This window comes from Psychrobacter sp. Arc9 (assembly GCF_041431295.1).
GTDB lineage: Bacteria > Pseudomonadota > Gammaproteobacteria > Pseudomonadales > Moraxellaceae > Psychrobacter.
Map to the genome: position 1 here is coordinate 1 of NZ_JASMRK010000037.1, position 25,148 is coordinate 25,148.

The 25,148-nt window shown below is 41.9% G+C and carries 22 protein-coding genes and 1 tRNA gene; 17 read left to right on the forward strand and 6 right to left on the reverse strand.

The features are described from left to right. Window positions 1-248, reverse strand: a 248-nt coding sequence (locus tag QO187_RS13085; RefSeq protein WP_371548584.1) for a transposase, incomplete at its 3' end; no start/stop codon positions are given. Between QO187_RS13085 and QO187_RS13090 the strand changes: the two genes are divergently transcribed. The 3 genes from QO187_RS13090 to QO187_RS13100 are packed head-to-tail and all read left to right on the forward strand — an operon-like array spanning window position 180 to window position 4,165. After that, entirely contained in the window at window positions 180-899 is a 720-nt protein-coding gene (locus QO187_RS13090; protein ID WP_371548586.1) for a hypothetical protein, read from the forward strand. The genes QO187_RS13085 and QO187_RS13090 overlap by 69 nt on opposite strands. Then, entirely contained in the window at window positions 892-1,737 is an 846-nt protein-coding gene (locus QO187_RS13095; protein WP_102078927.1) for a hypothetical protein, read from the forward strand. Before QO187_RS13090 ends, QO187_RS13095 begins: the two co-directional genes overlap by 8 nt. Beyond that, window positions 1,730-4,165, forward strand: a complete 2,436-nt coding sequence (locus QO187_RS13100; RefSeq protein WP_102083185.1) for an effector-associated domain EAD1-containing protein — start codon at window positions 1,730-1,732, stop codon at window positions 4,163-4,165. The genes QO187_RS13095 and QO187_RS13100 overlap by 8 nt, the downstream gene beginning before the upstream one ends. A 322-nt stretch (window positions 4,166-4,487) precedes the next feature. On the opposite strand, the gene QO187_RS13105 is transcribed toward QO187_RS13100, so the two are convergent. After that, window positions 4,488-4,564, reverse strand: a tRNA-Arg gene (locus QO187_RS13105). Window positions 4,565-4,916: 352 nt separating this feature from the next. Between QO187_RS13105 and QO187_RS13110 the strand changes: the two genes are divergently transcribed. The 4 genes from QO187_RS13110 to queF all read left to right on the forward strand — a co-directional run bounded on the left by QO187_RS13110 (window position 4,917) and on the right by queF (window position 8,612). Continuing rightward, entirely contained in the window at window positions 4,917-5,573 is a 657-nt protein-coding gene (locus QO187_RS13110; RefSeq protein ID WP_101204943.1) for a cytochrome c5 family protein, read from the forward strand. Between the two features lie 317 nt (window positions 5,574-5,890). After that, complete coding sequence (locus tag QO187_RS13115; protein ID WP_057758608.1) at window positions 5,891-6,853, forward strand: ABC transporter ATP-binding protein; 963 nt, start codon at window positions 5,891-5,893, stop codon at window positions 6,851-6,853. Between the two features lie 29 nt (window positions 6,854-6,882). Next, window positions 6,883-7,656, forward strand: coding sequence for an ABC transporter permease (locus tag QO187_RS13120; RefSeq protein WP_057762348.1), 774 nt, complete (start codon window positions 6,883-6,885; stop codon window positions 7,654-7,656). 68 nt (window positions 7,657-7,724) lie between these two features. After that, window positions 7,725-8,612, forward strand: a complete 888-nt coding sequence (gene queF / locus QO187_RS13125; protein WP_102093512.1) for an NADPH-dependent 7-cyano-7-deazaguanine reductase QueF — start codon at window positions 7,725-7,727, stop codon at window positions 8,610-8,612. Between the two features lie 106 nt (window positions 8,613-8,718). On the opposite strand, the gene QO187_RS13130 is transcribed toward queF, so the two are convergent. Then, window positions 8,719-10,437, reverse strand: coding sequence for a proline--tRNA ligase (locus tag QO187_RS13130; protein WP_102093514.1), 1,719 nt, complete (start codon window positions 10,435-10,437; stop codon window positions 8,719-8,721). Between the two features lie 593 nt (window positions 10,438-11,030). Between QO187_RS13130 and QO187_RS13135 the strand changes: the two genes are divergently transcribed. Then, the gene (locus QO187_RS13135) at window positions 11,031-11,771 is read left to right on the forward strand and encodes a DUF4230 domain-containing protein (RefSeq protein ID WP_228153186.1); all 741 of its coding nucleotides are present in this window, start codon (window positions 11,031-11,033) and stop codon (window positions 11,769-11,771) included. A 21-nt stretch (window positions 11,772-11,792) separates the two neighbouring features. Here QO187_RS13135 and QO187_RS13140 read toward each other — a convergent pair whose 3' ends face one another. Beyond that, window positions 11,793-13,469 carry a deoxyribodipyrimidine photo-lyase gene (locus tag QO187_RS13140; RefSeq protein WP_102093515.1) on the reverse strand — a complete coding sequence of 559 codons (1,677 nt, stop codon included), beginning with the start codon at window positions 13,467-13,469 and terminating at the stop codon, window positions 11,793-11,795. Window positions 13,470-13,640: 171 nt separating this feature from the next. Between QO187_RS13140 and QO187_RS13145 the strand changes: the two genes are divergently transcribed. The 9 genes from QO187_RS13145 (at window position 13,641) to QO187_RS13185 (ending at window position 23,281) form a co-directional block, all read left to right on the forward strand. After that, window positions 13,641-14,342, forward strand: a complete 702-nt coding sequence (locus QO187_RS13145; RefSeq protein WP_264757035.1) for a phosphoribosylanthranilate isomerase — start codon at window positions 13,641-13,643, stop codon at window positions 14,340-14,342. Between the two features lie 160 nt (window positions 14,343-14,502). Continuing rightward, entirely contained in the window at window positions 14,503-15,777 is a 1,275-nt protein-coding gene (gene trpB / locus QO187_RS13150) for a tryptophan synthase subunit beta (protein ID WP_102093518.1), read from the forward strand. Beyond that, window positions 15,777-16,760: a hypothetical protein gene (locus QO187_RS13155; protein WP_102093520.1), complete on the forward strand. Its 984-nt coding sequence runs from the start codon at window positions 15,777-15,779 to the stop codon at window positions 16,758-16,760. Before trpB ends, QO187_RS13155 begins: the two co-directional genes overlap by 1 nt. Window positions 16,761-16,762: 2 nt before the next feature. Further along, window positions 16,763-17,242 carry a Panacea domain-containing protein gene (locus tag QO187_RS13160; RefSeq protein ID WP_102093521.1) on the forward strand — a complete coding sequence of 160 codons (480 nt, stop codon included), beginning with the start codon at window positions 16,763-16,765 and terminating at the stop codon, window positions 17,240-17,242. A gap of 9 nt (window positions 17,243-17,251) precedes the next feature. After that, on the forward strand, window positions 17,252-18,076 hold the full coding sequence (trpA, locus tag QO187_RS13165; protein WP_102093522.1) for a tryptophan synthase subunit alpha: 825 nt from the start codon (window positions 17,252-17,254) through the stop codon (window positions 18,074-18,076). Between the two features lie 414 nt (window positions 18,077-18,490). Continuing rightward, window positions 18,491-19,438 carry an acetyl-CoA carboxylase, carboxyltransferase subunit beta gene (gene accD, locus QO187_RS13170; RefSeq protein WP_185156610.1) on the forward strand — a complete coding sequence of 316 codons (948 nt, stop codon included), beginning with the start codon at window positions 18,491-18,493 and terminating at the stop codon, window positions 19,436-19,438. A 199-nt stretch (window positions 19,439-19,637) separates the two neighbouring features. Then, window positions 19,638-21,011 (forward strand): bifunctional tetrahydrofolate synthase/dihydrofolate synthase, encoded by a 1,374-nt coding sequence (folC, locus tag QO187_RS13175; RefSeq protein ID WP_102093524.1) that lies wholly within the window; start codon window positions 19,638-19,640, stop codon window positions 21,009-21,011. A 258-nt stretch (window positions 21,012-21,269) separates the two neighbouring features. Then, window positions 21,270-22,487 (forward strand): LysM peptidoglycan-binding domain-containing protein, encoded by a 1,218-nt coding sequence (locus QO187_RS13180; RefSeq protein WP_102093525.1) that lies wholly within the window; start codon window positions 21,270-21,272, stop codon window positions 22,485-22,487. Window positions 22,488-22,738: 251 nt separating this feature from the next. Continuing rightward, complete coding sequence (locus QO187_RS13185) at window positions 22,739-23,281, forward strand: DUF2726 domain-containing protein (protein WP_057758628.1); 543 nt, start codon at window positions 22,739-22,741, stop codon at window positions 23,279-23,281. Window positions 23,282-23,362: 81 nt separating this feature from the next. On the opposite strand, the gene QO187_RS13190 is transcribed toward QO187_RS13185, so the two are convergent. Then, complete coding sequence (locus QO187_RS13190) at window positions 23,363-24,340, reverse strand: DUF1853 family protein (protein WP_102093527.1); 978 nt, start codon at window positions 24,338-24,340, stop codon at window positions 23,363-23,365. A 402-nt stretch (window positions 24,341-24,742) separates the two neighbouring features. After that, on the reverse strand, window positions 24,743-25,063 hold the full coding sequence (locus QO187_RS13195; protein ID WP_371548593.1) for a hypothetical protein: 321 nt from the start codon (window positions 25,061-25,063) through the stop codon (window positions 24,743-24,745). Window positions 25,064-25,148: the final 85 nt, after the last annotated feature.

The following is a 25,148-nucleotide window of genomic DNA, read 5'->3' on the forward strand; positions in this document are numbered from 1 at the left end:
TCCTCTTCAGCTATCTTGAGCTTACGCTTGAGTTGTTTATTCTCTTCTATCAGCGCCATAAGCTCAGGATCATATTGTTTGGTGCCTTTAAGCTTGCCCTGATTGGCTTTATTCTGCCAGTTGGTTAGGGTCTGCATCGGTATGCCAAGCTTTCTTGCTGCGGCGCTGATATTGCCATTATGCTCAGCTATGCTTTTGACGGCTTCGGCTTTAAATTCTTCGCTGTATCGTGCTGTTTTTTTAGTCATGGTAAACTCCTTATCGAGTTGTTAGTTTACCAAGTTTTATTCTACGGTTTCTTCAGCATACCTCAACTCGATACAACTAAGTCCACTTTCCCACCTCATACTTCTCGACAATCAGAGAGGGTTCCAGGGTTACTACACCTGGCATTAAGAGATAATGAAAGCAATTTGATCGACTTGTTACTTACTGATGCTCCTGGCGAATGGTTCACTACATGGTCATTAAACTCAGATGATCCTAATGCGGGTGGTGCGCAATGGATGGCTACGAACTCAGACATGTTTATCATAACAGCTGATTGTAATAAGTTTGCAGGAGAAAATAGAGGAAAGGCACGAAAAGAGTTATTTATGTTATTTGAAAGACTCATTCCATTTACCAAAAAAAAACCTACAGCTTTAATTTGGACTAAGTCCGATGAGTTAGTAGAAAACCCGATTTCAGACAGAATGAAAAAACAAATTACTGATAAGCTTTTATTTAATATTCCACATGCCAAACAATATAAAGTAACCATAGAAAACCCAGATTCAGTTACTAATGTTATACATGATTTATTACTAGAGAATGAGTCATTCAGACAACCGATAATAGTTTCTGACCCTATTGTGAGCAACTCACCTTTTATGTGCTACCGAGGAAGTCATGTCTAAGAAAAATATATTGGTTATTGGTCGAGCTAACAGTGGTAAAACACACTTTTTTGGACAACTTTATGGTCGTCTTAAAGAGCCTCGAAGCTCACTAAATATCAATGGAACACCAGCAAATTTAGAAATGCTTGGTGAGGTTTTTGAAGCACTAAGCGAAGGTAAAGCTTCTGCTCATACTGTGGCTGAGACTTGGAATAGCCTAAAAATACCATTAATAGATGAAAATGGTAAAGAGTTTGATATAAATTGGCCTGAATACGCAGGTGAGCAATGGGATACTATTTTCTCTACACGCTCGTTAGATGAGAAATGGAAAAGCCAATTAGATGATAGTGATAAATGGCTTATCGTGATTAGGGTGGAAAGCGAACCTACATTCCCAGATTTCCTTGAAAAATTGGCCAATAATGAAAAACCAGAAAAGAAGCATGAATCACCTAATTCCACAAATTGGGACGCAAATCCTTACTGGGTAGAAAAGTTACAGATACTATTACAATTATCAAAAACGCAAATAGCTAACAAAGTTCAAAGCCCTAAGGTAGCCGTTTTGCTTTCCTGTTACGATGAAGTAAATACTGAAAATGCCACTCCACATATGATTTTAGAGCAACGACTACCAATGTTAGCTTCGTATTTGGTCTCTAACTGGGACGAGGATAAATTAAGTATATGGGGGCTTTCTGCATTAGGAAAGGAATTAACAGAAGCGTCAAAAGATGAAGATTTTATTGATGAAGGTCCAGAGAACCAGGGCTGGGTTATATCGCCAAATGAGACTATTGAGCAGAAAAATATCGACCTAACTTTACCTATTAAATGGTTGCTTAATGACTGACTCTGATTTAGCTTTTCCTATTTATGCCACCTATGGTGATAAAGACAATAAGCATCAACTTATCCATACTACTAATTCCGAAGTAGAGCTTCCAAGTCAACTGCTATCTATTACTGATAAACCAGCAGGTTATTTGCCAGCGAATGTAGTTTGGTATCCAGTTCTTGGATGTGAGGTCTTTAACGATTATTGGTGCTTATGGTGTACGTATCCTGATTTTGGAGCTTTTAGAGGAGGAATGGTTAGAAGTAAGGTTGCCTTGTTACCTGTTAATCAAGCGATAGAATTAAACGATTTGACAGATATTTTAATATCAATTATGAATTCTGAAAAATTACCAGAAATTACTAATGAGCAGTTAAAAAACGTATTTGACTCATTAGTAATAGCAACTCACCCTGTCTTAATCTTAGAAAATCTAGCTTCTTTTGCCACTATCATTATGGAGCTTTGGAGAAGTTTATGGCCAAAAGCTAGGAAAAGGCTAATATGTAACGTGAAATGGAGTCCTTCTCAAATCTTAGCCGATGAGAGCGAATTCAATATTGTCGCATCTATAGCATCTAATAAGCTTCGATGGATTGAACCTTATACTGCTATTAGTAGTACTGGCAACAACAATGAGGTTAGCGATACTAGAGCGGTAAAATTTCTTTTAGACCATCAGGATACTATTCTTGAAAATCTCTTAGAGAACACATCATTAGCCATAGAAAAACCTCCGTTACAAAGACTGAGAAAGTTATCAAGAACTGTGGAGTTGATAGACACGTTTAATACAGAACCTTCAGCGTCTCTTGCAATTAACCTTATTAGAAATAGCTTATCATTTGAAGATACTGAAGGTGACTTAGATATATATGTAAACAAAGCACTCATATATCTTGCAGAGAACCTAACAAGTTTAAGCTTTATGGAAGTAGAAAAAATACAAAATATCGTATTTAAAAAGAATCACAACTATAACTTACTATGTCTTTCGTTAGCGAGTTACATCGAAAATAAATTTACTTTATTGAAAGATGAAGATAAAAATAGGTTGATAGCCGACAGTATAAGGAAGAATAGGTGGTGGTATATAGCCCTAAAGAAAGGTATTAGTCAGGGGGTTGATACATTGACGCCTAGTTGGCTTCAACAAGCTAAACAGCTGATTATAGATGAAGAATTGTTTGCCATAGCGAGTGATGTTATTTCAGACTCAAAAGATATTGAAAAGGGCATCTTAGAATTGACTCTTGAAAATGAGCCTAATGATAATGATATCGAAAGGCTAAAGGAATTTGCTAGGTCAAAAAACTGGGCAAAACTATATGCCTGGTGCTTATTTAGATTAGATCAACCTATAATGGCTCTGAATAAAATCTTAGATTTTGAGCATCCTGAGGTAGTTGGCTTTGATTACTTGATTGAGTTATATAACGAAAATGAACTATTAAGTACTTTTAGGGTCATCGATGATACGAGAGTAATTACAAACATTGAGAATACAGATACACTCGTTGAAAATTTACTACCCTATCTAGAACTAGATAAGAAGTTTGATAGATATTTGCTTTCACAGGGCTATCGCAGTAAGTTATCAATACCATCCAAAATTATCATCAACGATGGAATAGACAGTATTTTACGTAGTGCTACTAATGGTCATGAAACATATGGATTGATTGAAATACTAGCAGAGAAAAGCTTTGAAGAAAATCTTGCTGAGCGAGCACTGTTGCAGTTAACTGAAGGTTTTTCTTGGGATAAATTAAGTAAATCGGATACGCAGGTACTGATTAATACGGTAAGTAAATATGTCGTTGAAAACGGCATCAGTAACGTAACTGATAAAATCATTCAAGAAAATATAAAGGAGAAGTTCCTAAAATCAGAGATAGCGCCTAAGGTAATGGATTTATTAATAGGATGGAATGTTCATGTGAATGAATCTGAAGTAATTAATATTTTAGGTCAATATACTGACAACAACTGGAGACAGTATGGTAAAAATTTAGGAGAGTTCATAAACTCAAGTAAATGGATATCAATAACTAAGGCTTTATATACATTGTATGGAAATAAGAAGGTTGTTAATAATGCGCTGAAATATTGCTACAGTCTATTACCAAAAAAACAAAAGTGGGCCTATTCATTTAAATCTAAGATAAACCTTGATGAATTGCCAGATGATTATCTTATTAGTAGATTAGTTGACGAAGCCAGTTCCTTATATAGTTCAGAAGAATTAGAATTCCTGTGGGAGAAAGCAGGTGGCAAACTCAAAGATTTAAACTCCAATGGAAACCTTGGCAAACAATGGACTAAAGCGATTAAAAAAGCAAAAAAAGGTAACATAGAAGGAGGCGTGCTTACTTTGATTGATATCATGCTAGAAAGGTATCCATATAATACTGAATTAAATGAGCTGAAGACCTTTTTTTAAGCAAAAGTTATATGAGTTGTTTTATCAAATCATCGTTTCTATCGTTGGAGTGATAGAAGTTCCTGTGTTTCTCAACCTTGGTCACAAAATGGTCACCGTTTGGTCACTGATAACTTGGTCACTGATTTTTAAGAGAGAGAATGTATGTACGCAAACTTATAGCTAATACAGGATTAAAGAGAATGTGACTTCATGAGAGTTTAGAAAGATAAAATAGCCAGGCATTGTGAATAAAGGGCTTGATCTAAAATTCAGACACAAAAAAACCCCAAACAATCTAATGCCTGAGGCGAAATTTGAACAAAGCTTAAGCTATAAATAGTGGTGCGCTCGGCGGGAATCGAACCCACGACCCTCGGCTTCGGAGACCGATACTCTATCCAACTGAGCTACGAGCGCATACGATAACGATATGTCTGACTGTCACGCTTAGATGCGCATGATAATTAGCATAAGGTGTCTAGAAATAAAGACCGCTTAGTCTAACAAATAAAAAGCATAAAGCCAATAAATGACAGTCGCGATTGAGGTTTTTTAAGAAAAAACAGCCAAGTCATTAAACAAGCATGGCAATTTACCTGCCTTTTCCCTTATAATGTTGGGGAGAATTCATATTTATAATCACCGATTGCAAGTGCGCTGGCACGCGGGATGGCTGTCTGCTATTGAAGACTTAGAGGTCGTCAAAGGAGGACAGACAGAATGTCCGAGCCGTGCTAGTCCTTGTATACGTAATAAGAGAACGTGACGAATGAGAAAAGTAGTTATGTTATCGGCAGCTGCCATTCTAGGAATCGCTAGTATCGCGGTGAGCCAAGCTGAAGATGTTGTAGACACTCCTGTAACTGCATCAGACGTAGCAGAAGGCCAAGAGGTCGTAGAAGCTGCTCCTGAAACGCTAGGTGACGATACCCAAGCTGCTGCAGATACGACAGATGGTGCTGCACCCACTGACGAAGCCGCTCCAGCAGAAGGCGAAGAAACTGCCGCTGCAGCGCCTGCCGCTGATGAAGAGCCAATTCCACAAGATACGCCGCAAGTACAGAAGCTAATTGCTTTGTACCCTAATCTGATTGCGCGTATCCAGCCTGTTGCCAATATCTGTTTTGAAGACGGTGAAGCTTGTGATGTAACGGCACGCTCATCTGGCCCAGCTGCTGGCGACGGTCCTCGTGACGGTAAAGCGGTATATAACGCCGTATGTCATACTTGTCATACAGCAGGCTTGCTAGGCTCTCCTATCTTTGGTGATGCTGGCGCTTGGGGTCCACGTATTGCAAAAGGTAAAGACACGCTATATACCCATGCTATCAATGGTTTCAATGCGATGCCTGCTAAAGGTGGCGCGGATATTCCTGATGAAGAAGTTCAAAATGCCGTAGATTATATGGTCGCAGAAGCAAGCTAATCTTTGTTGATTACCTTCCAAGCTTTTACGATGTATATCTATAAAGCGCCTATTTCAGTGATGAGATAGGCGCTTTTTCATGATGAGTATTATTAATATGGTACTTCGAATATAAGGCAGTTGAAATTCGTCATGAGTAGCCTCATTTTATGAGATTAGTTCGTTTATTACCGTACATTGTCACCTTTAGAGAGTAGAGTGTGTTGAACATTCTTATACGGCTTTTGCCTATATGATAATGATAGTCGAATGTTCAACACGGCCTATTATTCTAAAATCGCATTTTATACAAATTGATAACAAATAAAGAGGTCTTCATGTCTGATGCACCAGCACTCTCCATAAAAAACCTATCCAAGACCTACGACAATGGGTTTTCGGCATTAAAAGGGGTTGATTTAACAGTACCACAAGGTGGTTTCTTTGCGTTACTTGGGCCAAACGGCGCAGGCAAATCTACCATGATTGGTATTATTAGCTCATTGTTTAAGCCAACCACCGGTAGCGTTCATATTTTCGGCACAGACCTATTAGAGAACCCTTCGATTGCCAAGCAATACCTTGGTGTTGTACCGCAAGAATTTAACTTTAATATGTTCGAAAAAGTCGAAGATATCTTGATTACGCAAGCGGGTTATTTTGGCATTCCAGCAAAAGAAGCCAAACCACGCGCAAAGAGACTGTTAACAGCGTTGGGACTATGGGATAAACGCGACAGTAAATCACGTGAGCTATCTGGTGGTATGAAACGCCGTTTGATGATTGCCCGTGCTTTGATTCATAAACCAAAGCTATTGATTCTGGATGAGCCAACGGCGGGTGTTGATATCGAGCTTCGTCGCTCGATGTGGGAATTCATGCAGCAGATTAATATTGAAGAAAATACCACTATTATTCTGACGACTCATTATCTCGAAGAAGCTGAGCAATTGTGTAAACGCATTGCGATCTTGGATCACGGCGAGATTCGTATTAATACAGAAATGAAAGAGCTACTGGCGCAGCTGTCGGTAGAGACATTTGTATTTGATTTAGATACGCCGCTCACTGAGCAGTTGGCTCTGACAGGAGTGACAGGGGTCTCGCAACCAGATGAGCAAACGTTAGAAGTTACCTTGACAGAAGGTGAGTCACTAAACGGTGTCTTTGATCAGTTGTCTGAGAAAGGTATCAGTGTGGCGAGCATGCGCAATAAAGCCAACCGACTAGAAGAGTTATTTATGCGCTTGGTAGACAAAAACATTCAAAGTGCAGATAGCATGAAGGAGGCGGGGTTATGAGTCAGGAACTAATCGATCATAATAAAACAATGTCATTGAGTAAAAAGTGGATTGCGTTTCGTACTATTTGGTTCAAAGAAGTGCGCCGTATTTTACGTATCTGGCCGCAGACATTACTACCACCAGTTATCACGATGAGCTTGTATTTTGTCATCTTTGGTAAAATGATTGGCTCGCGTGTGGGTGAGATGGGCGGCGTGCCATACATGCAGTTTATCGTGCCTGGTTTGATCATGATGTCGATCATTACCAACAGTTACTCTAACGTCGTCTCAAGCTTTTTTAGTGCCAAGTTCACGTCTAGTATCGAAGAGCTTTTGGTCTCGCCCGTATCCAAGCATGCTATTTTGATGGGTTATATCAGTGGTGGTATCTTCCGTGGATTGGCTATCGGTGTGATTGTCTCGATAGTGGCGCTGTTCTTTACCGATCTTGGTATCGAGCATTTATTTGTCACTGTATTTACGGTACTTGGCACGTCTATCCTATTTTCGTTAGGCGGCTTTATCAATGCGGTATTTGCACGCTCGTTTGATGATATCTCTATTATCCCGAGCTTCGTATTGACACCATTGACCTATCTTGGCGGTGTGTTTTATTCGATGGAGAATTTATCTCCGTTTTGGCAAAATATCTCGCTACTGAACCCTATCGTCTATATGGTCAACTCATTCCGTTACGGTATTCTTGGCTACTCTGATGTCAACGTTTGGTATTCGATGGCGGCTATTTTTGTGTTCTGTGCGATATTCTATACCATCGCTTATCGCTTGCTAAGTAACGGCTCGCGCGTACGTTTATAGTGCGTATTATTCGCTAAGCATATTATTATTTAGAGCAAATTTTAAACGGTTTAATATTAGGAAGACAGATGAGTATTCACGGTATCTTGGGCGAGCAAACCACAGACTATCCAACTGAATATAGCCCAGAGACGCTATATCCGATTGCGCGTAGCATGGGACGTGATGCGATTGGTTGGCAAGACGATAAACTAACCGTTGGTGTCGATTGGTGGCAAGCTTTTGAAATATCTTGGTTAAATCCGCAAGGTATTTCGCAAGTAGCGATTGCACGCTTTAGCATTCCTGCTAGCTCACCATTTATCGTAGAATCAAAATCGCTTAAGTTATATTTGAATAGCATCAATTTTACCGAGTTTGCCAGTTGGAATGACGTACAAGCGTTGATTGCGAAAGATTTATCAGCTTGTTTGCAAGCAGACGTACAGGTAGCGTTATTTGGTTTAAATGATGATTTAAATGGTAACGAAACAGCGTTATTGATTGCTCAGCCTGATGGTGTTTGTATTGATGAGGCATTGGCAGATAGCACGGATAAAATTGCTTTAACTGAACATCCTGACGCGTCACTGCTGAGTGCTAGAGAAGAAATAGAGGCGAGTAGTGAAAGCGTGGTAAGTGATGGTACTCAGCCGTATACTTTTTATTCCAATCTACTGCGTAGTAACTGCCCAGTGACCAATCAGCCAGATTGGGGCACGCTGGCCGTTTCGATAACGACTGATAAGCCTTTTAATAATGCAAATATGCTGCGTTATATATTGAGCTTCCGTCAGCACAATGGCTTCCATGAGCAGTGTGTCGAGCAGATATTTGCTGATTTGAGTCAATACTATCAGCCAAGTGAGCTAATGGTACGGGCGTGGTATACGCGCCGCGGCGGTATCGATATCAATCCATGCCGTGTCAGTGATATCAGTCTATTACCTAAGCCAAGCCGTTTAATCCGCCAGTAAGTTCTCGCTAAAAATACAATGTTAAATAGTTTTTAAGCCAATAAAAAAGCGCCTATCTCACATGATGAAATAGGCGCTTTTTGTTATATAGTCTTTAACTACAAAACTATTTACCGCTTACTTTTGCCATAACTTCTTCACGGCTCAGCATTTGCTTTTCGGCTTCACGACGATTGACGTACTCATACTTGTCTTCCGCCAAGTTGCGATCAGAGACGACAATACGATGCGGTATACCAATCAACTCAAGATCAGCAAACTTAACGCCTGGTCGCTCGTTACGATCGTCCAGTAGTACATTGATGCCTTGAGCTTTCAACTCTTCATACAGGGCGGTTGCCGTCTGCATGACCGTCTCTTCTTTAGACTTCATCGGGATGATGGCGACTTCAAAAGGAGCGATCGAATCATCAACCGTTGGCGTTTTTGGCCACATGATGCCGTTTTCATCATTGTTCTGCTCGATAGCAGCGGCAATGATACGGCTAACGCCAATACCATAACAGCCCATCATCAAGGTAACAGGTTTGCCATCTTCGCCAGAAACCGTACAGTTCATCGCTTGTGAGTACTTATCGCCCAACTGGAAGATATGACCGACTTCGATACCGCGTTTGATTTTTAGGCTGCCTTTACCATCAGGAGACGGGTCACCTTCTTGTACATTGCGCACATCAACGATGCGAGTAATGCGAGTATCACGTGCCCAGTTCATGCCGATAGTATGTTTGTTCACTTCGTTCGCACCGCAGACAAAATCTGATAACGCAGCTGCTGAACGATCAACGAATACAGGCATATCCAAATTAACGCCGATATAGCCTTTATGCAGACCTGCCGCTTTTAGCTCTTCGTCAGATGCTAACGTCAATGGTACGTTGGCTTCTTCAATTTTCTCCGCTTTGATAGTATTGAGCTGATGATCGCCTCGCAACACGATAGCAATCAGTTGTGGCTCATCATTCTCAGTATGACCATGAACGATTAAGGTTTTAACCGTCGTTTCTAACGGGATGTCCAAGTGTTCAGCAACCATTTTACAGCTGGTCATGCCTTCGGTTAGAACGTCTTCACGCTCCATTTTCGGCGGTTGACGCTCAGCGGTGCTGACAGATTCTGCTAGCTCTACGTTGGCTGCATAGTCAGATGAGTCCGAAAACGCAATATCGTCTTCGCCGCTATCTGCCAATACATGGAACTCGTGTGAGGCAAAACCACCGATAGAGCCTGTATCTGCTTGTACCGCACGGAAATCTAAGCCCAAGCGGGTAAAGATGCGTGTATAAGCGTCATACATATCATGGTAGGTCTTGGCCAATGAGGCTTGATCCACATGGAAAGAGTAAGCATCTTTCATGGTGAATTCACGGGCGCGCATCACACCGAAGCGTGGACGAATCTCATCACGGAACTTACCTTGAATCTGAAAGAAGGTAATCGGTAGCTGTTTATAACTACGTAGCTCGCCTTGTGCTAGATTGGTAATGACTTCTTCATGCGTTGGACCAAGTACAAAGTCGCGATCATGACGGTCTTTGAAGCGTAATAACTCAGGACCATAATCATCAAAACGTCCGGTCGTCTGCCAAAGTTCAGCAGGCTGAGTCATCGGCATAAGCACTTCTTGTGCGCCGACGTTTTGCATCTCTTCACGAACAATGCGTTCGACCTTTTGTAAGACGCGCAGACCCATAGGCAACCAAATATACAATCCAGAAGCAATCTTGCGGATAAGACCAGCACGCACCATCAATTGGCTTGAGGCGATGTCGGCGTCACTTGGGGTTTCTTTTAGTGTGGCAAATAAAAATTGACTGGCTTTCATAAATAAAGCGTAACCTTATCAACGATAAAAAAATAAGAAATAGTAGGATGTTGAGCGTATGGCTAATCGTTTCATTGCCGCCGCAAGCTTACCTTTATCACTTAGCAATAATCTAGGGTATTTCCTAGTTACCAATCTGCTTATATACAAAGCACATCAGTAAAAACCACTCTCATAAAAGAGAGGCAAATTTGATTTGATGTATCAATATGCCAAAAATGCAATATATTCAGGTCAAAACCCTGATAAATACTTTGAGACTGACATTTTATTCATACAATCTGACTATGTTAGGTAAAGTTCGCCTAAGACGCAATGACTTTTTGTCTTTTCAGACCGAACGTGACGCAAAGGCTTCAATAAGGGATAAATAATTGAGCTATTCGTATGATTTTATAGCGAAAGCACTGCTTATTTTGGCGATAGTTTATCAAGGTGGTTGCGTAGAGGTTTATGCATAAAGTTATGTAGAGGAATGGTAGCCATTACTTGAAGTTACTGCACAATAGTCGCATTTATAGACTAAGCATCTGTTCCGTTTCTACAACGTTTTTAGCCTTACCAAACGATGCAACATTATAAAGGTAGCCTCTATGGATAATCCTGATATGAATAACGCTAATGCCACTCAAAAGACTGCGAAACGTCCTATTGCTACAATGTCGTGGGTGATATTACTTATCGGTCTAGCAGCGATTGTTTTTGCTATTTATAGCGCGCAAAACAAACCAGAAGAAGCGCCGATAGAAACTATTACTCGCGAAGGCGTGGTTACGCAAATTCAGCAGTTAAACCGCTTACATACCGTCGCATTCAGTGTCGATACAGTGATTACGAGCGAGCGACCCGGGAGCTGGATGAAACTATGGCAGGATGAGCAAAAAGCATTGTTTATCGCTCATGGTCGCGTAGAGGCAGGCGTTGATCTGAGTGCTTTGACACCTGAGATGGTACAAGTGGTGCAACCTGCTCAAGCTAATGCAGACGAAGAGCAAGTAGCTGACCCTAACTCACCAGCTGCTACTATGCCGCAAATCAATATTACTTTGCCGCCTACAGAGATATTTTCAGTATATCTAGATGATATTGAGATTTATGATTGGCAGACAGGGGCTTTTGGTATGATGCAAGTTGATCCTAAGATATTGGCACAAGCACAGACCATGGCAAAAAAAGAAGTGCTTGAGCGTGCCTGCCGAGGTGGTGTTATGAATATGGCACTGAAAAATGCGCAAACCCAATTGCAGCAGCTATTTGCACTCACGGGAGCGGTAGTGACGGTTACCACTCAGGGTGCAGGTGCATGTCAGTTGCCAGTCACTACCAATGGCTAGTCTGCTAGTTGTTTTCTAAAATTAAGCTTCTTTTTTAAACTCAGCAATAGTCAGCTTGCGCGCCGATTTATGCTCGACCATCGGCGCAGGGTAGTCGACATCGGCAAACTTACCACCTTTTGCCAATTCTTTACGCATCTTATCTTCGTTATGTAAGATACTGTTAGGAATATCTTTTAACTCTGGTAGCCAAGTTTTAATAAACAGAGCTTTAGAATCGTGCGTATTGGCTTGGCTAAAGGGGTTCATAATACGGAAGTAGGGCGCTGAGTCCGTACCTGTCGACGCGCTCCATTGCCAACCGCCGTTATTGGACGCAAAATCCCCATCTATCAGTTGCTGCATAAAGTAGCGCTCACCCAAGCGCCAATCAATCAATAAGTCTTTGGTCAAAAACATCGCAGTCACCATACGCAAGCGATTGTGCATAAACCCCGTCGCATTTAAACAACGCATCGCAGCATCTACGAGCGGCACGCCTGTCATACCTGTGCACCATGCCTCAAAATCATCGGTATCATATGACCAGTTAATCTTAGTATCCGTCTCTTCTTTGTAGGCTTTATGACGAATAAGGTTTGGCTTTTCGACCAGCACGTGACGATAAAAATCTCGCCAGGCAAGCTCGCTTATCCAGCGATTGATGTCTTCATTGTCGCCATCATTGCCATGTAGTTTCTCTTGTGCTGCATTTGCCTGTAGATAGCATAGCCTAGGGCTGATAGAGCCTATAGTGAGATAAGCCGATAGCTGACTGGTTGCATGCAGATGGGGGACATCACGGCTCACATCATAATTATTGATATCATCATCGACGAATGCCTCTAGACGCTGGCAAGCGGCAGATTCACCTGCAGGATAGGCGTCTCTTGCGCGGTCAAGCTGAGCTATCATATCGATATGCTGCAATGACTCGTTCTTTTCTAATGTCTGCTGGTAGTCACTGAGCATCTTCTCACTTAGTGATTTGATCTTGTCGATTGTATTGGCAAACGTTTGCGATGATGGTAGTTTGATTTTATAATCGCTATCCACTGCGGGTGCTTCATGCATTTGAATGGTGCTGACGTCCAATGTATGTCGCCATTTTTTATAAAACGGCGTAAAAACCTTATACATACTATCGCCATCATTGGTAGTGATAGTTTTTGGTGGCAAAATGCATTGGTCATGCCAGCGGACGAACTCGATACCGTCTTTTGCAAGTTGTTTGCTTAACTGCTCATCACGATCAATCTCATTGCCTTCGTACTCGTGATTGGCCATAACGCAGCTGATTTCATTGTCATTGCATAAGGTTATGAGCGCTTCTATACAGTCAGCAAAGCTTGGACAGAGTTGTACTGTTAAGGTGATATTCAATTGCGATTGCAATTCCTCTGCTAGAATAGGTAGCGTGCGAGCAATATGATCGACTTGTACAAGGGAGGTATCATGCGCTTGCCACTGCTCAGGTGTCAAAAAGAATACGGCAGACACTGAGGCGTTGTCTTCATTGGCACGTTCGCAAAGCGCTGCTAAAGCAGTATTGTCATGGATACGTAGGTCACGACGAAACCACATCAAGTAATGCGGTGGATTTTTGCTAGTAGCATTGTCGTCAGTATCAGTATCAGTATCAGTATCAGTATCAGTATCAGTATCAGTATCAGTATCAGTATCAGTATCAGTAGCGGCTGTCTGTGCAGTCTTAGACATCAAAGTATCCCTATATTAATCAATCGCAATCATAAACAAAACTAAGGATAAAAGTATGCTAGGATAAGTTTTTGGATGCAATGGCTTTGCCGTTTGGTTAACAAAACCTCATCACATCTAACGATTTATCTTTAGCTTGAACCTATCTGATGCCGCTATAATCGGTGTCATATTCAGTACCATGAAACGCAAGGTCACAAAATGCACGTTAAGTTTTGCGGGTTTACTCAGCTTAGTGATATAAAGACTGCGGCACAGTTAGGTGCAGATGCAGTGGGTTTGGTGTTTTATCCACCAAGTCCACGTGCAGTTACGATAGAGCAAGCGCAAACCCTGAGCGCTGCTGTGCCTGCTTTTGTCAGCGTGGTGGCGTTAGTGGTCAATATGCCTAAAGATGAGCTAATCAAATTAGCAAACAACGTTTCTTTTGATATTATCCAGTTCCACGGTGATGAAACGCCTGAGCAGTGCCAACAGCTGGCAGGTATGGTCAATAAACGTTGGATCAAAGCATTGCGTATCAATACAGAGCAAGACACCCTCGATAGCGTCCGCGCTCAGATTAATCAATTTGCTAAAGCAGGTGCCAGTAGTATTTTACTGGATGCTTATCATCAGCATAAGTATGGCGGTACAGGCGCACGTTTTGACTGGAGTCTCATTCCACATGACAGTGCACTGCCGATCGTTTTGGCTGGTGGGCTCGATGCCGACAATGTTGCCGCGACATTAGATTTACCTATTTATGGCGTCGATGTGAGCGGTGGTATTGAGGTTGATAAAGGTAAAAAAGACGCTGCCAAAATGCGTGCCTTTATGAAAGCGGTCAAACGCGATCGATGGCAAAACGCTACGGTCACTGGCGCCATCTAAGTGGGTTTGTATCTAGCTATTTGCGATAAACAATCTGCTTAGTTGATCGTTATTCCGATTTTTCTGCTTAAATCTTATTAGATTATTATCCCTTTTATTATTTTTTCTCTATTTATCTAAAGTTATCCAAAAAATACCACTTATTACAGTAGGAATTATCATGAGTCATGTCGAAAACAAAGATTTATCTGCTACCGCACAGTCTGTAAACACTTTTACCAATCCTGAAAACGTACAGGACTTTAACCAGTATCCTGATGCGCGCGGTCATTTTGGTGTACATGGGGGGCGTTTTGTCTCTGAGACGCTAATGGCTGCTCTAGAAGAGCTAGAAACGCTTTATACCAAAGTAAAAGCAGATCCAGCATTTTGGGAAGAGTATCATAACGATTTGGTCAATTATGTCGGTCGTCCAACGCCACTGTATCATGCTAAGCGTTTGAGCGATGAGATTGGCGGTGCGCAAATTTACTTTAAGCGTGAAGACCTAAACCATACAGGTGCGCATAAAGTAAACAACACCATTGGTCAGGCATTGCTTGCCAAAATGTGTGGTAAAAAACGTATCATCGCTGAGACGGGCGCAGGACAGCATGGCGTCGCGACGGCAACCATTGCGGCACGCTTAGGGCTAGAATGTATCGTCTATATGGGTGCGGACGATGTCGAGCGTCAAAAAATGAACGTCTATCGTATGCGCTTGCTTGGCGCGAGAGTTGTGCCCGTCACTTCTGGCTCACGCACGCTCAAAGACGCAATGAATGAAGCCATGCGTGACTGGGTGACCAATGTAGATAGCACCTATTATATTATCGGTACTGTGGCAGGCCCGCATCCTTATCCGCTATTGGTTCGTGATTTCCAAGCGATTATTGGGAAAGAAGCGCGCATTCAGCATCTAGAAAAAACAGGAAAAATGCCAGATGCACTGGTTGCGTGTGTTGGCGGTGGCTCAAACGCGATTGGTTTGTTCTTTGACTTCTTGAACGATACTGAAGTTAAAATGTATGGCGTCGAGGCAACGGGTGATGGTATCGAGTCAGGTCGTCATTCAGCACCATTGGCTGCTGGTCGTATCGGCGTGCTACATGGTAACCGTACTTACCTAATGGCAGATGATGATGGCCAGATTCAAGAGACGCATTCTATCTCAGCGGGTCTTGATTATCCTGGTGTCGGTCCGGAGCATAGCTTCCTAAAAGACATGAAGCGTGTTGAGTATGTTGGTTGTACTGACAAAGAGGCGTTAGAAGGCTTCCATGAGGCAACGCGCAAAGAAGGTATTATCCCTGCGCTTGAAACTGCTCATGCGGTCGCCTATGCATTGAAACTGGCTAAAACCATGACACCAGATCAGACGATTATCGTTAATATGTCAGGACGCGGTGACAAGGATCTGCATTCAGTAATGAAGGCTGAAGGGATTGAGATGTAATGTCTGAAGAATCGACAATACCTAAAAAGGTGGCAATATCTAAAGAGTCAAATATAAAGAGGTTTTTTAAGAATTTTGGTTATTTCAGCTCTTCTGAAAAGAGTCTTTTTGAAAAAATAGGCTCTCTTCTTGATCGCGCACTGTATCTTTTCTTATATGTATTAGCAACGTCATTGCTTTCCATAAGCTGTGCGTTTGTATCTGCTAATGGAAATTGGTGGTGGGGTATATTTATAGGTATTGTTTTGCTCGTTTTAGCAACATTAGGCAACCATTTTGACATGGAAAAGTCAGAAGAAAAAATCTCAGATCTCGAGGAAAAATTAGAGGCTGAGAAGGTTAAAGTAAGAGATGGGGCAGAAGAATCTGAAAGAACAGGTATTAAACTACAAGAAACCAAGTTAAAGTTAGTAGAGACTCATGAACAACTAGTTACTTCTATATTGAAAAGTATATTTAAAAATTTAGAGCTTGATACCTATACTAGAATTTCGATATATTTTGAAAAAGATGGTCAGTTCTTGATACTAGGTCGCTATTCTCAAAACCCAAAATTCAAAGAAATTCACACTAGAGCCTTTCCTATAAATAAAGGAGCTTTGAGTAAAGCATGGGAGCATGGAGAATACTTTGATGATAAATGTTGTTCTTATGAAGGTAATAAGTCAAATTATGAGCGTTACCAGCTAGAAAACTTTGACTATAATCAAAAGCAAACTGAAAGATTAACAATGAAGAGTTGTGAGTATGTTGGAGTCGCTTTGACACACATTGATGAACATATTGGCGTAATACTATTTGAAAGTGAAAGTAAGAAATTTGTTGATATTAGAAGGGCTGGTATTCTTGAGCAAGTCAATAATTACCATACTCAGCTTTCGGATAGAATAATAAGTGGCAAACTCATACACAGTGAAAGTAAACCTACAAGAGATGTTGATGAAGAGTTCATGTCGACAATGCAAGGTCAGTCTAAGGAGTAGTCATGAAATTAGAATTAATTATCGTATATCTCTGTAAACACTATCCCTATACGAATGAGCTATCAAACTCAAGACTAACTAAACTTGTATATTTAGCTGATTGGTTTAGTTGTTTGTTAAATGGTAAACAGATGACTGATATAATATGGGTGTTTAACCATTATGGACCATATGTTAATGATGTACTTGAAGAGGTTAATAAAAGCAATTTTTTAGAAGTGCAAATGGATTTTAATTTCTATGGTAGTCCTAAGTATATTATTAAATTAATAAACGATAAAAATATATTTTTTGAAGAAATCATAAGTCAGAGTGATAAGGAAATACTCGGTTTTGTTATATCTAAAACTAAAACAATGCATTACAACAGTTTTATAGATTATGTATATTCTACATATCCAATATCATCTAGCCAAAGATACGATAATTTAGATCTCATTGAGCTAGCTCAGGAATATAAATTGAACTCAAACTATGTTTAGAGAAACCCTATGACCAGAATTGAAAGCACTTTTGAAACCCTGAAATCACAAAATAAAAAAGCACTGATCCCTTATGTGATGGCAGGCGATCCTAATCCTGCAACGACCGTCGGTCTATTGCATGACTTGGTCAAGCACGGCGCAGATATGATTGAAGTGGGCTTACCATTCTCTGATCCGATGGCAGATGGCCCTGTGGTTGCGTTGGCTGGTGAGCGTGCATTGGCAGCAGGTACGAGTACTCGTGATGCACTAAAAATGGTCGCAGAGTTCCGTCAAACAGATACGCAGACACCAATCATCCTAATGGGTTATCTAAATCCTGTTGAAATCATTGGCTATGACAACTTTGTGGCGCTATGCGAGCAGTCAGGCGTTGATGGTTTATTGATGGTAGATTTGCCGCCAGCAGAGGCGGGTAGCTTTACGCAGCATTTAACTGATCATTCGATGAATGAGATTTTCTTGCTATCGCCAACCACCTTACCTGAGCGCCGTGAGCAAGTATTGACTCATTGTGGGGGCTATATTTATTATGTATCACTAAAAGGTGTGACTGGTTCAGCCACGCTAGATACTGATGACGTTGCAACTCAAGTTCAAGCAATCAAAGCGGAAACAGACCTACCAGTATGCGTCGGCTTCGGTATCCGTGATGGAGCTTCTGCAAAAGCGATTGGTACCCATGCGGATGGCGTTATCGTCGGTAGTGCCTTGGTACAGAATTTTGCCGATATTGATGCCAACGATACCGCTGCAGTTGCAAATGCACAGCAGAACATCATGGCAAAAATGGATGAGCTACGTGAAGCGTTAGACAGCTTAAGCGCTTAATAGCTATTGCTTTCATATTGTTGTTACTTGAAGAAGTAGTTATTTGAAGAAATAGTTATTTGAAGAAATAGTTATTTGAAACGGCAAAATCAAATTGAAGCTAATGTTTACCTTAAGACTTTACTTAAAAGCTTTACGTGAAGACAATACTAAATGACTTTGCTAAAATTAGTTTACGAGTGTAAACTAACATCACTATTATATGGTGTCTGATAGCAGTGGTTTATTCGTCATTTTGATTGGCAAATACATTATCTATCAACAAGCGCATAATCAAATTACCGACATACGAGATTTATTTATCAGTATGTCGCATGACTGCTCATGTTATGACTGTGTTAGACGTTTTGTTTAGACAACCATTAAACTCTCAATGACAAGCGAATGAGCAAACTTGTCAATAAGCCTTTTATGATGGCAAATAATATGACTGATACAATAACAAAACCCGATAACAATACCACTAAAGCCGCGCCAAACAGCAATACGGATAGGCAGTCATGGTTTAACCGTCCTATCCCAGGTATCAAGCAGCATTTGACTGCGCCACTGTCTGCGGTAGAGACTGAACCGTCAACTAAGTGTAGCAATTGTCATTCGATGATTACCAACACAGCACTGATTTTTAACTGTTATGTGTGTCCACACTGCGATCATCATTTACCGATGAGTGCTCGTGAGCGCTTGAATTGGTTGCTTGACCAAGTAGATGGCGAGACAGGTCAAGAGTTCACGGCAAAAGATCCATTGAGCTTTGTGGACAGTAAGCCCTATCCTGCACGTATGAGCGAAGCACAAGAAAAGACAGGTGAGTCTGAAGCGCTGGTTGCTATGTATGGCAAACTGCGTAACCTTGATATCGTCGCCTGTGCTTTTGACTTCCGCTTTATGGGCGGGTCAATGGGTTCAGTCGTTGGCGATCGTTTCGTTCAAGCAGCTGAAAAAGCGCTAGAGCAAAAAGTACCTTTGGTTTGCTTTGCTGCCTCTGGTGGTGCACGTATGCAAGAAGGCCTACTGTCATTGATGCAAATGGCACGCACGGCAGCAGCGATTGAGCGTCTAAGAATCGCTGGGATTCCTTATATTGTGGTATTGACCAATCCTGTTTATGGCGGCGTGACCGCATCCCTTGCGATGCTTGGTGATATTCATTTAGCAGAGCCAAAAGCAATGATAGGATTTGCGGGCAAGCGTGTAATCGAGCAGACTGTACGCGAGACGCTAGAAGAGCCATTCCAGCGCGCTGAGTTCCTATTAGAGCATGGCGTAGTGGATGAAGTGGTACATCGTCATCAGCTAATCGATACGATTTATCGTCTGCTTGCAAAACTATGCCGCGTACCAAATGTAGATGCTCAGTAAAATGAGATGCTCGATAAGGTAAATGACTCAGTATAATGAATCATTTATTGAGTGCATAATGACTTAGCTGCGTGCTAACATCTACTGCATATGCAAGACCCCTAATAGCATTTATCGTCATTGCACGGTAAGTGCTATTTTTGGTTTTAGCTAGCACATATATTTTTATCTCTTATTAAATTTTATATAGGTTTTATCCATGTCTGACCTTTTAGCCTCTGACCTTCGCAGCTCTAATGCCCATAGTCCTAATGAAAGTGCTAACCTAACTGAGTGGCTCGATTATATGCAGCAGATTCATGTATCGGCGATCGATATGGGATTGTCACGTGTATTGCCTGTTGCAGAAGCGTTAGGCGTGGTGCAGTCAGCTAAAGATGACGCTTACGTATTTACTGTGGCAGGTACCAATGGCAAAGGTTCTACAACCGCTGTCATTGCCGAAATGTGTAAAGCCGCAGGTTATAAGACGGCACTATATCAGTCGCCACATCTTAGTGCCTTTAACGAGCGTGTGCGTATCAATGGCGAGATGATCAGCGATCAGACGCTGATTAAGGCTTTTAGCAAAGTAGAGGCAGCACGCTTACAGTGCGAGTTGACGTTGTCGTTCTTTGAGATGACCACACTAGCAGCGCTATTGATATTCGCTGAGGCAGATTGTGACGTATGGGTATTAGAAGTAGGATTGGGTGGACGCCTAGATGTGGTCAATATTATTGACCCTGACATGGCGGTCATTACCAATATCGGTATCGATCACATTGACTGGTTGGGTGATAATGTCGAGGATATTGGTCGCGAAAAAGCAGGTATCTTGCGCAACGGCATTCCTCTGATTTATGGTGCTACTGAGATGCCAGCTAGCGTGCAACAATCCATCGATACCCAGCAGGCAACTTGTTATCAGATTGGACAAGATTTTAGCTACCGCGATATTGATGCAACGACTTGGCAATACAGTAATGCGGCGGTTACCTTGCAGTTACCACGTCCTGCGTTATCGTTAACTAACACGGCCAATGCACTATCAGCAGTATTAGCAAGTCCATTAGATATTGACATCAAGGCCATTGAGCAAGCGTTACGAACTGTCAAACTGGCTGGACGTTTTGATTATCGTGAGAACCATAGCCGCCATTGGTTATTTGATGTGGCGCATAATGAGCAAGGCGTTGAGTTCTTACTAGCACAGCTATTACCGTTTTGGCAGCAGCATGTAGCCAAGCAAAATAATCAAAATAGCTCAGCGACTGTCACCCTGCCAAAGATTAAAATGCTATTTTCTATGCTTGGTGATAAAGACATTGATAAGGTTGTGCAGCGCTTAACTCAAGCAGGCTTACCGATTAGTGACTGGTTTATCGCTGAGATTGATTATCCTCGTGCCGCGACTACTGAGCAGCTGCAAGCTGTTTTGGTTAAATATGTCGATAGCACCAATATATATGAGTTTGATGGTCTGCATACAGCGACCCATGCAGTGATAGAGGCGAGCCAACCACAAGACTTAATCGTCGTATGCGGTTCGTTTCACACCATTGGTGAGGCATTGGCTGCGCTACAGCACTGATCATATGAGTTAAAGTAAGGCATGTTTAGTGTTAATCTTAGTCGTAGCCTGATAGCAGACAGCATGAAAAATATGCTTTATAATCAAAATGATTTGCCAGACTAGTAGAAGACGGTCGGCACAAATTTTGAACCCTGATGGCATTAACTGACAGTAACTGGCGGTAAGAGATCATGATTGAAGCGATTTGATATACTGCTTTGAAATAGTCGCTGCGCCGCTCAATCAACCTTATTACCAACTAAGAGACGTAAACGGATGAACTTTTCGAGACAAGCCTTATTGGGCATTGGGATGATTATCGGCGGTAGCGTGATGCTATACGCCATGGTGCAACAGATTGGCGATAGCGATCAACCGGAGCCGATGTCAGCGATGGTCGACAAACTAAGCTCGGAGCAAGAATCTCCGCAGCCGCTCACAACTGATATCGAAACAGAAAAACGTATCCTTGCGCAAAAGCAAAAAGAACGTGCAGCCCGCGTTGCAGAGCAAGAAAAACGTGCAAAAGAGTTTCTGACAGAGCAGGAAGTTGCTGAAGCAGAAGCGTTGGCAAAGGCACGTGCTGAGAGCCAGCAATATGTTGATAATAGTGCGCCAGCTATTGATGACACCAGCAGTACAGAGTCTACAAAAGATGTTACAAAAGACGTTACTACAGATCTGACCGTTCAGCCTCGTACTGAGAGTCAGTCTACTACTGATACTACAAAGTCTAGCGAAGCCGAGAAGCAAAAAGCGGCTCAAGAGCAACAAGAAGCCCAAAGGCAAGCTGCTATAAAAGAGCAAGCGGCCGCCAAAAAACTTGCTGAGAGCAAAAAACAAGCGGAGGCAGAGAAACTAGCCGAAGCAAAAAAGCAGGCTGAAGCCCAAGCAGCGGCTGAGAGAAAAAGAGAAGCAGCTGAAGCGGCTAAAAACGAGCCACCAAAATCGCCTTCTGAATACCAGATTAAGAAAGGTGATGGACTCATAAAACTGGCAAGACAATATAATATGCCTGTGGAAGTATTGGCTCAAGCCAACAACCTATCTCCATCGGCAGCGCTACAATTGGGTCAAAGTATCACCATACCATCGAGCAAACAGGTACAACGCTTAGAGCGTGAAGCGGCGGCAGCCGAACAAGCGCGTGAGAAGAAGCGCCAGCAAGAAGAGGCGCTGGCGAAGAAATCTGCCGATGCAAAACGTGAAGCGCAGCAAAAACTGAGTGAAGCGCGTAAAGAAGTCAAAGAAACAGACGCTAAGGGTAGCTTTGGGGTGCAAGTGGCTCTAGCAAATGACCAAGCCAAAGCCGATGAGTTAGCGAAGAAGTTCCGAGCAGCAGGTTATCAAGTTAAGACAAGTGCGACTAGCCGCGGAGTTCGTGTCGTGGTTGGGCCTGAACGTGGCAAAGTCGCAGCATTGGCACTAAAAGATAAAATCAATAGTGACCCTAAGGTAAATACGACTAGCGCTTGGGTGCTTTACTGGCGTTAAGCTAGAGCGTTTCTAACGGTCTCAATTCGGCTTTTATCTACTTTATATGAAAACACGACAGTATTTGTCGTGTTTTTTGTTTTATAGATTGCTGATTGGCGCAGCCTTAGTTAAGATGAGCGCCATTTTTATAATCCGTTTTTGTATAACCTGTCAGCCTATATAGGTTGCCTTGTCGTGGTCGGCGCATTATTAATTGCTATCAATAATGACAATTAGCCCATCACTCTCATATTGTATAAGGTAGAACCATGTCGTTTGGTGTTATATTTTTAATATTGGCCGTTGGGTTTTTGGGGCTGATTACGTTACCGAAGCTGCTACCAACACTACTGACGAAGCGCCCTGTCGTTGAGCCAGACCCAAAACCTGTGCGCGGTGATGAGCTAGCGATCTGGCCATTTGCGCCGATGCCGATTATGACCGATACGGAAGTGATATTTTTTAATAAGCTAAAAAACGCGCTGCCGGAGTATCATATATTTGTCCAAGTGCAGTTATCACGGATCATTGAAGCCAATAGTAGTGAGACATCAGAGCGTAGTTTTTGGTTCAATCGTATCTGCCGTCAGAGCGTTGACTATGTGATTGTGGATGTCGATGCTCAGACTACCTTGGTCGCTATCGAGCTTGATGACTGGACACATAGTAGCAAAGCCCGTCAAAAAGCGGATGATAAAAAAGATAAGGCGCTTGCCAGTGCAGGTATTGCGATGGTGCGCTTCCACGCTGAACGTATGCCGAGTGCCGATATGCTTAGATATGAGCTAATGCAGGTGATTGAGAGTTATTAAGCATTCTGTGAAAGCTGTCCGATTGTTAAGGCCAGAATATTATCTAAGCAGCTTCACTTTAAAACTTTAGGTTAGCTAAATTTATTCATCGAGTTGGTCTGACAGCCTTGGGTAAATAACGATTGGTCGATTACCTTCAAAATATAAACCTGTTTTAGGTAGTTCGTTATCTGACCAAACTATCGTCTGCTGGCGACCATCATAAATATTTCGCTCATCATAAAAGTCGCGCTTGGTGAACCATTCAATATAATGCGCGGCTCGCAAAGCTGTATTGTCAATCGTTGCAAGACCTGCCATGTCCCTCTTATCGCACCATTCGTGTATCGGAAAATTCGGCGTTAGCCAATATGGCCAGTCATAATCACCGTAATCAGCTGTGTTAATCGGTAAAAAGAATCGCCCTTTGATCACGCCATAACGCTTATCGATTTTTACCTGTCCGTGATTTTCCGTATCTACCCACACCGCTCGAAACTGCTTGGTTTGCATGTGTGTCATTTTGCGCTGTAGATTATCATTGGAGTTAATCCCGACCCAGTTCACAGGTTCAAAAGGTGCTGATCCCATAAAAAACTTAATGGCTAGCTCCCAATGTTCAACCAGCTGTTCTGCATGGTTATATAAAATCAAATCAAGCTCACCAGTCGTCTGCTTACCATTATAGAGCTGCACATTGCTAGCCAGTGTCTCATACGGATGCAGCTTGCGCGCAAATCCATCCTCTAACCAAAATGACAGTAAGCCTTCAAAATGAAAACCCAGACGATTGGGGCTAGGGCGTTTGAGTAAATAGCGAGTCAGCTCTTGATAGGCGGCAGTGATGTCTAGCTCTGTTAATCGTCGCTCATACGCCTCAAATTGCGTCTGCCAAAATTGCGCGCTATGCACAGCAACCGTATGTGTGCTCTGATGCGGTGCAAAGTCTAGCCACCGTGTCAACACATTGGGGCACGCCAGTACATAAGCTAAATCGCGCACATAGGGTCGGCGGTAATGTTCCCAAGGTGCATTATCTATACGGCGATTAGATATGGGCTGATTGACAAGATCGGACATAGCATAAACCAGTGTGAAGGTGTAGCATTTACCCTAACGGCTCGCTCTATAAAAGTCTATAGATGACAAGTATCCGCTAGGGTAGTGCTCAGTTTGTTGGCGCTAAAATATAATATTAATGTGATGGATATGAATACTGATATCAGGCGGTGATAGTAAGTAAGGTAATAGGATGCTAACTACCATTTTAAGTAGAGAGAGTTGCCATTTAGGCCGATATTGAGATGGCTTTTGTTTTGGCTTAGTTGGGATATGACTTTTCTGTTTCATGTATCTAGCTCCATAATTTACCGTAACTTGATTGCTGCGGTTTATGGTGACTAGTTTATTAGGTGGAGCTTCCTAAAAAAATTCCCTCAACCTAAGTCTATATAGATTAACTTAGGCTGAGATATATTTAAATTATGATTGTGGTCTGCCTGCTTCACTAGCATATTGAGGTATAGAGCTAAGCCAGCTTTTTAAAGTAGCTGTTCTCTCTGGAAGCATTTCACCATGCCCCGTATCAATTAAGTAGCTCCACACAAGCTCACACATTTCACCGATTCTAATTTTTTCATCATGGTCTTTTGACCATAAGTATTGTGCATGTGCATCAGCAATCATCCTTGCTTTTAATAGCTTTGGGCTAACTCCTTCTTTCTTGAATAATATTTCTGTTTTTTCTACTGCAGGCTTGTTCTCAATAATGAGATTTACTAATCGCTCTAAATCTTTATGCAAAATTAAAATAGGGGCTGTAGTAGATAAGCACTATGCTAGACTACTTTTATGAAGATAACCCGTTGTAAACTAAGTAAAAAAGCAC

Coding starts and splice junctions, on each gene's coding strand:
- QO187_RS13095 (WP_102078927.1), top strand. CDS start 892: ATGTCTAAGAAAAATATATTGGTTATTGGTCGAGCTAACAGTGGTAAA.
- folC (WP_102093524.1), top strand. CDS start 19,638: ATGTCTGACCTTTTAGCCTCTGACCTTCGCAGCTCTAATGCCCATAGT.
- trpB (WP_102093518.1), top strand. CDS start 14,503: ATGAGTCATGTCGAAAACAAAGATTTATCTGCTACCGCACAGTCTGTA.
- QO187_RS13180 (WP_102093525.1), top strand. CDS start 21,270: ATGAACTTTTCGAGACAAGCCTTATTGGGCATTGGGATGATTATCGGC.
- QO187_RS13120 (WP_057762348.1), top strand. CDS start 6,883: ATGTCATTGAGTAAAAAGTGGATTGCGTTTCGTACTATTTGGTTCAAA.
- QO187_RS13190 (WP_102093527.1), bottom strand. CDS start 24,340: ATGTCCGATCTTGTCAATCAGCCCATATCTAATCGCCGTATAGATAAT.
- QO187_RS13140 (WP_102093515.1), bottom strand. CDS start 13,469: ATGTCTAAGACTGCACAGACAGCCGCTACTGATACTGATACTGATACT.
- QO187_RS13155 (WP_102093520.1), top strand. CDS start 15,777: ATGTCTGAAGAATCGACAATACCTAAAAAGGTGGCAATATCTAAAGAG.
- queF (WP_102093512.1), top strand. CDS start 7,725: ATGAGTATTCACGGTATCTTGGGCGAGCAAACCACAGACTATCCAACT.
- QO187_RS13185 (WP_057758628.1), top strand. CDS start 22,739: ATGTCGTTTGGTGTTATATTTTTAATATTGGCCGTTGGGTTTTTGGGG.
- QO187_RS13110 (WP_101204943.1), top strand. CDS start 4,917: ATGAGAAAAGTAGTTATGTTATCGGCAGCTGCCATTCTAGGAATCGCT.
- QO187_RS13135 (WP_228153186.1), top strand. CDS start 11,031: ATGGATAATCCTGATATGAATAACGCTAATGCCACTCAAAAGACTGCG.
- trpA (WP_102093522.1), top strand. CDS start 17,252: ATGACCAGAATTGAAAGCACTTTTGAAACCCTGAAATCACAAAATAAA.
- QO187_RS13130 (WP_102093514.1), bottom strand. CDS start 10,437: ATGAAAGCCAGTCAATTTTTATTTGCCACACTAAAAGAAACCCCAAGT.
- QO187_RS13115 (WP_057758608.1), top strand. CDS start 5,891: ATGTCTGATGCACCAGCACTCTCCATAAAAAACCTATCCAAGACCTAC.
- QO187_RS13090 (WP_371548586.1), top strand. CDS start 180: ATGCTCAGCTATGCTTTTGACGGCTTCGGCTTTAAATTCTTCGCTGTA.
- QO187_RS13160 (WP_102093521.1), top strand. CDS start 16,763: ATGAAATTAGAATTAATTATCGTATATCTCTGTAAACACTATCCCTAT.
- accD (WP_185156610.1), top strand. CDS start 18,491: ATGGCAAATAATATGACTGATACAATAACAAAACCCGATAACAATACC.
- QO187_RS13100 (WP_102083185.1), top strand. CDS start 1,730: ATGACTGACTCTGATTTAGCTTTTCCTATTTATGCCACCTATGGTGAT.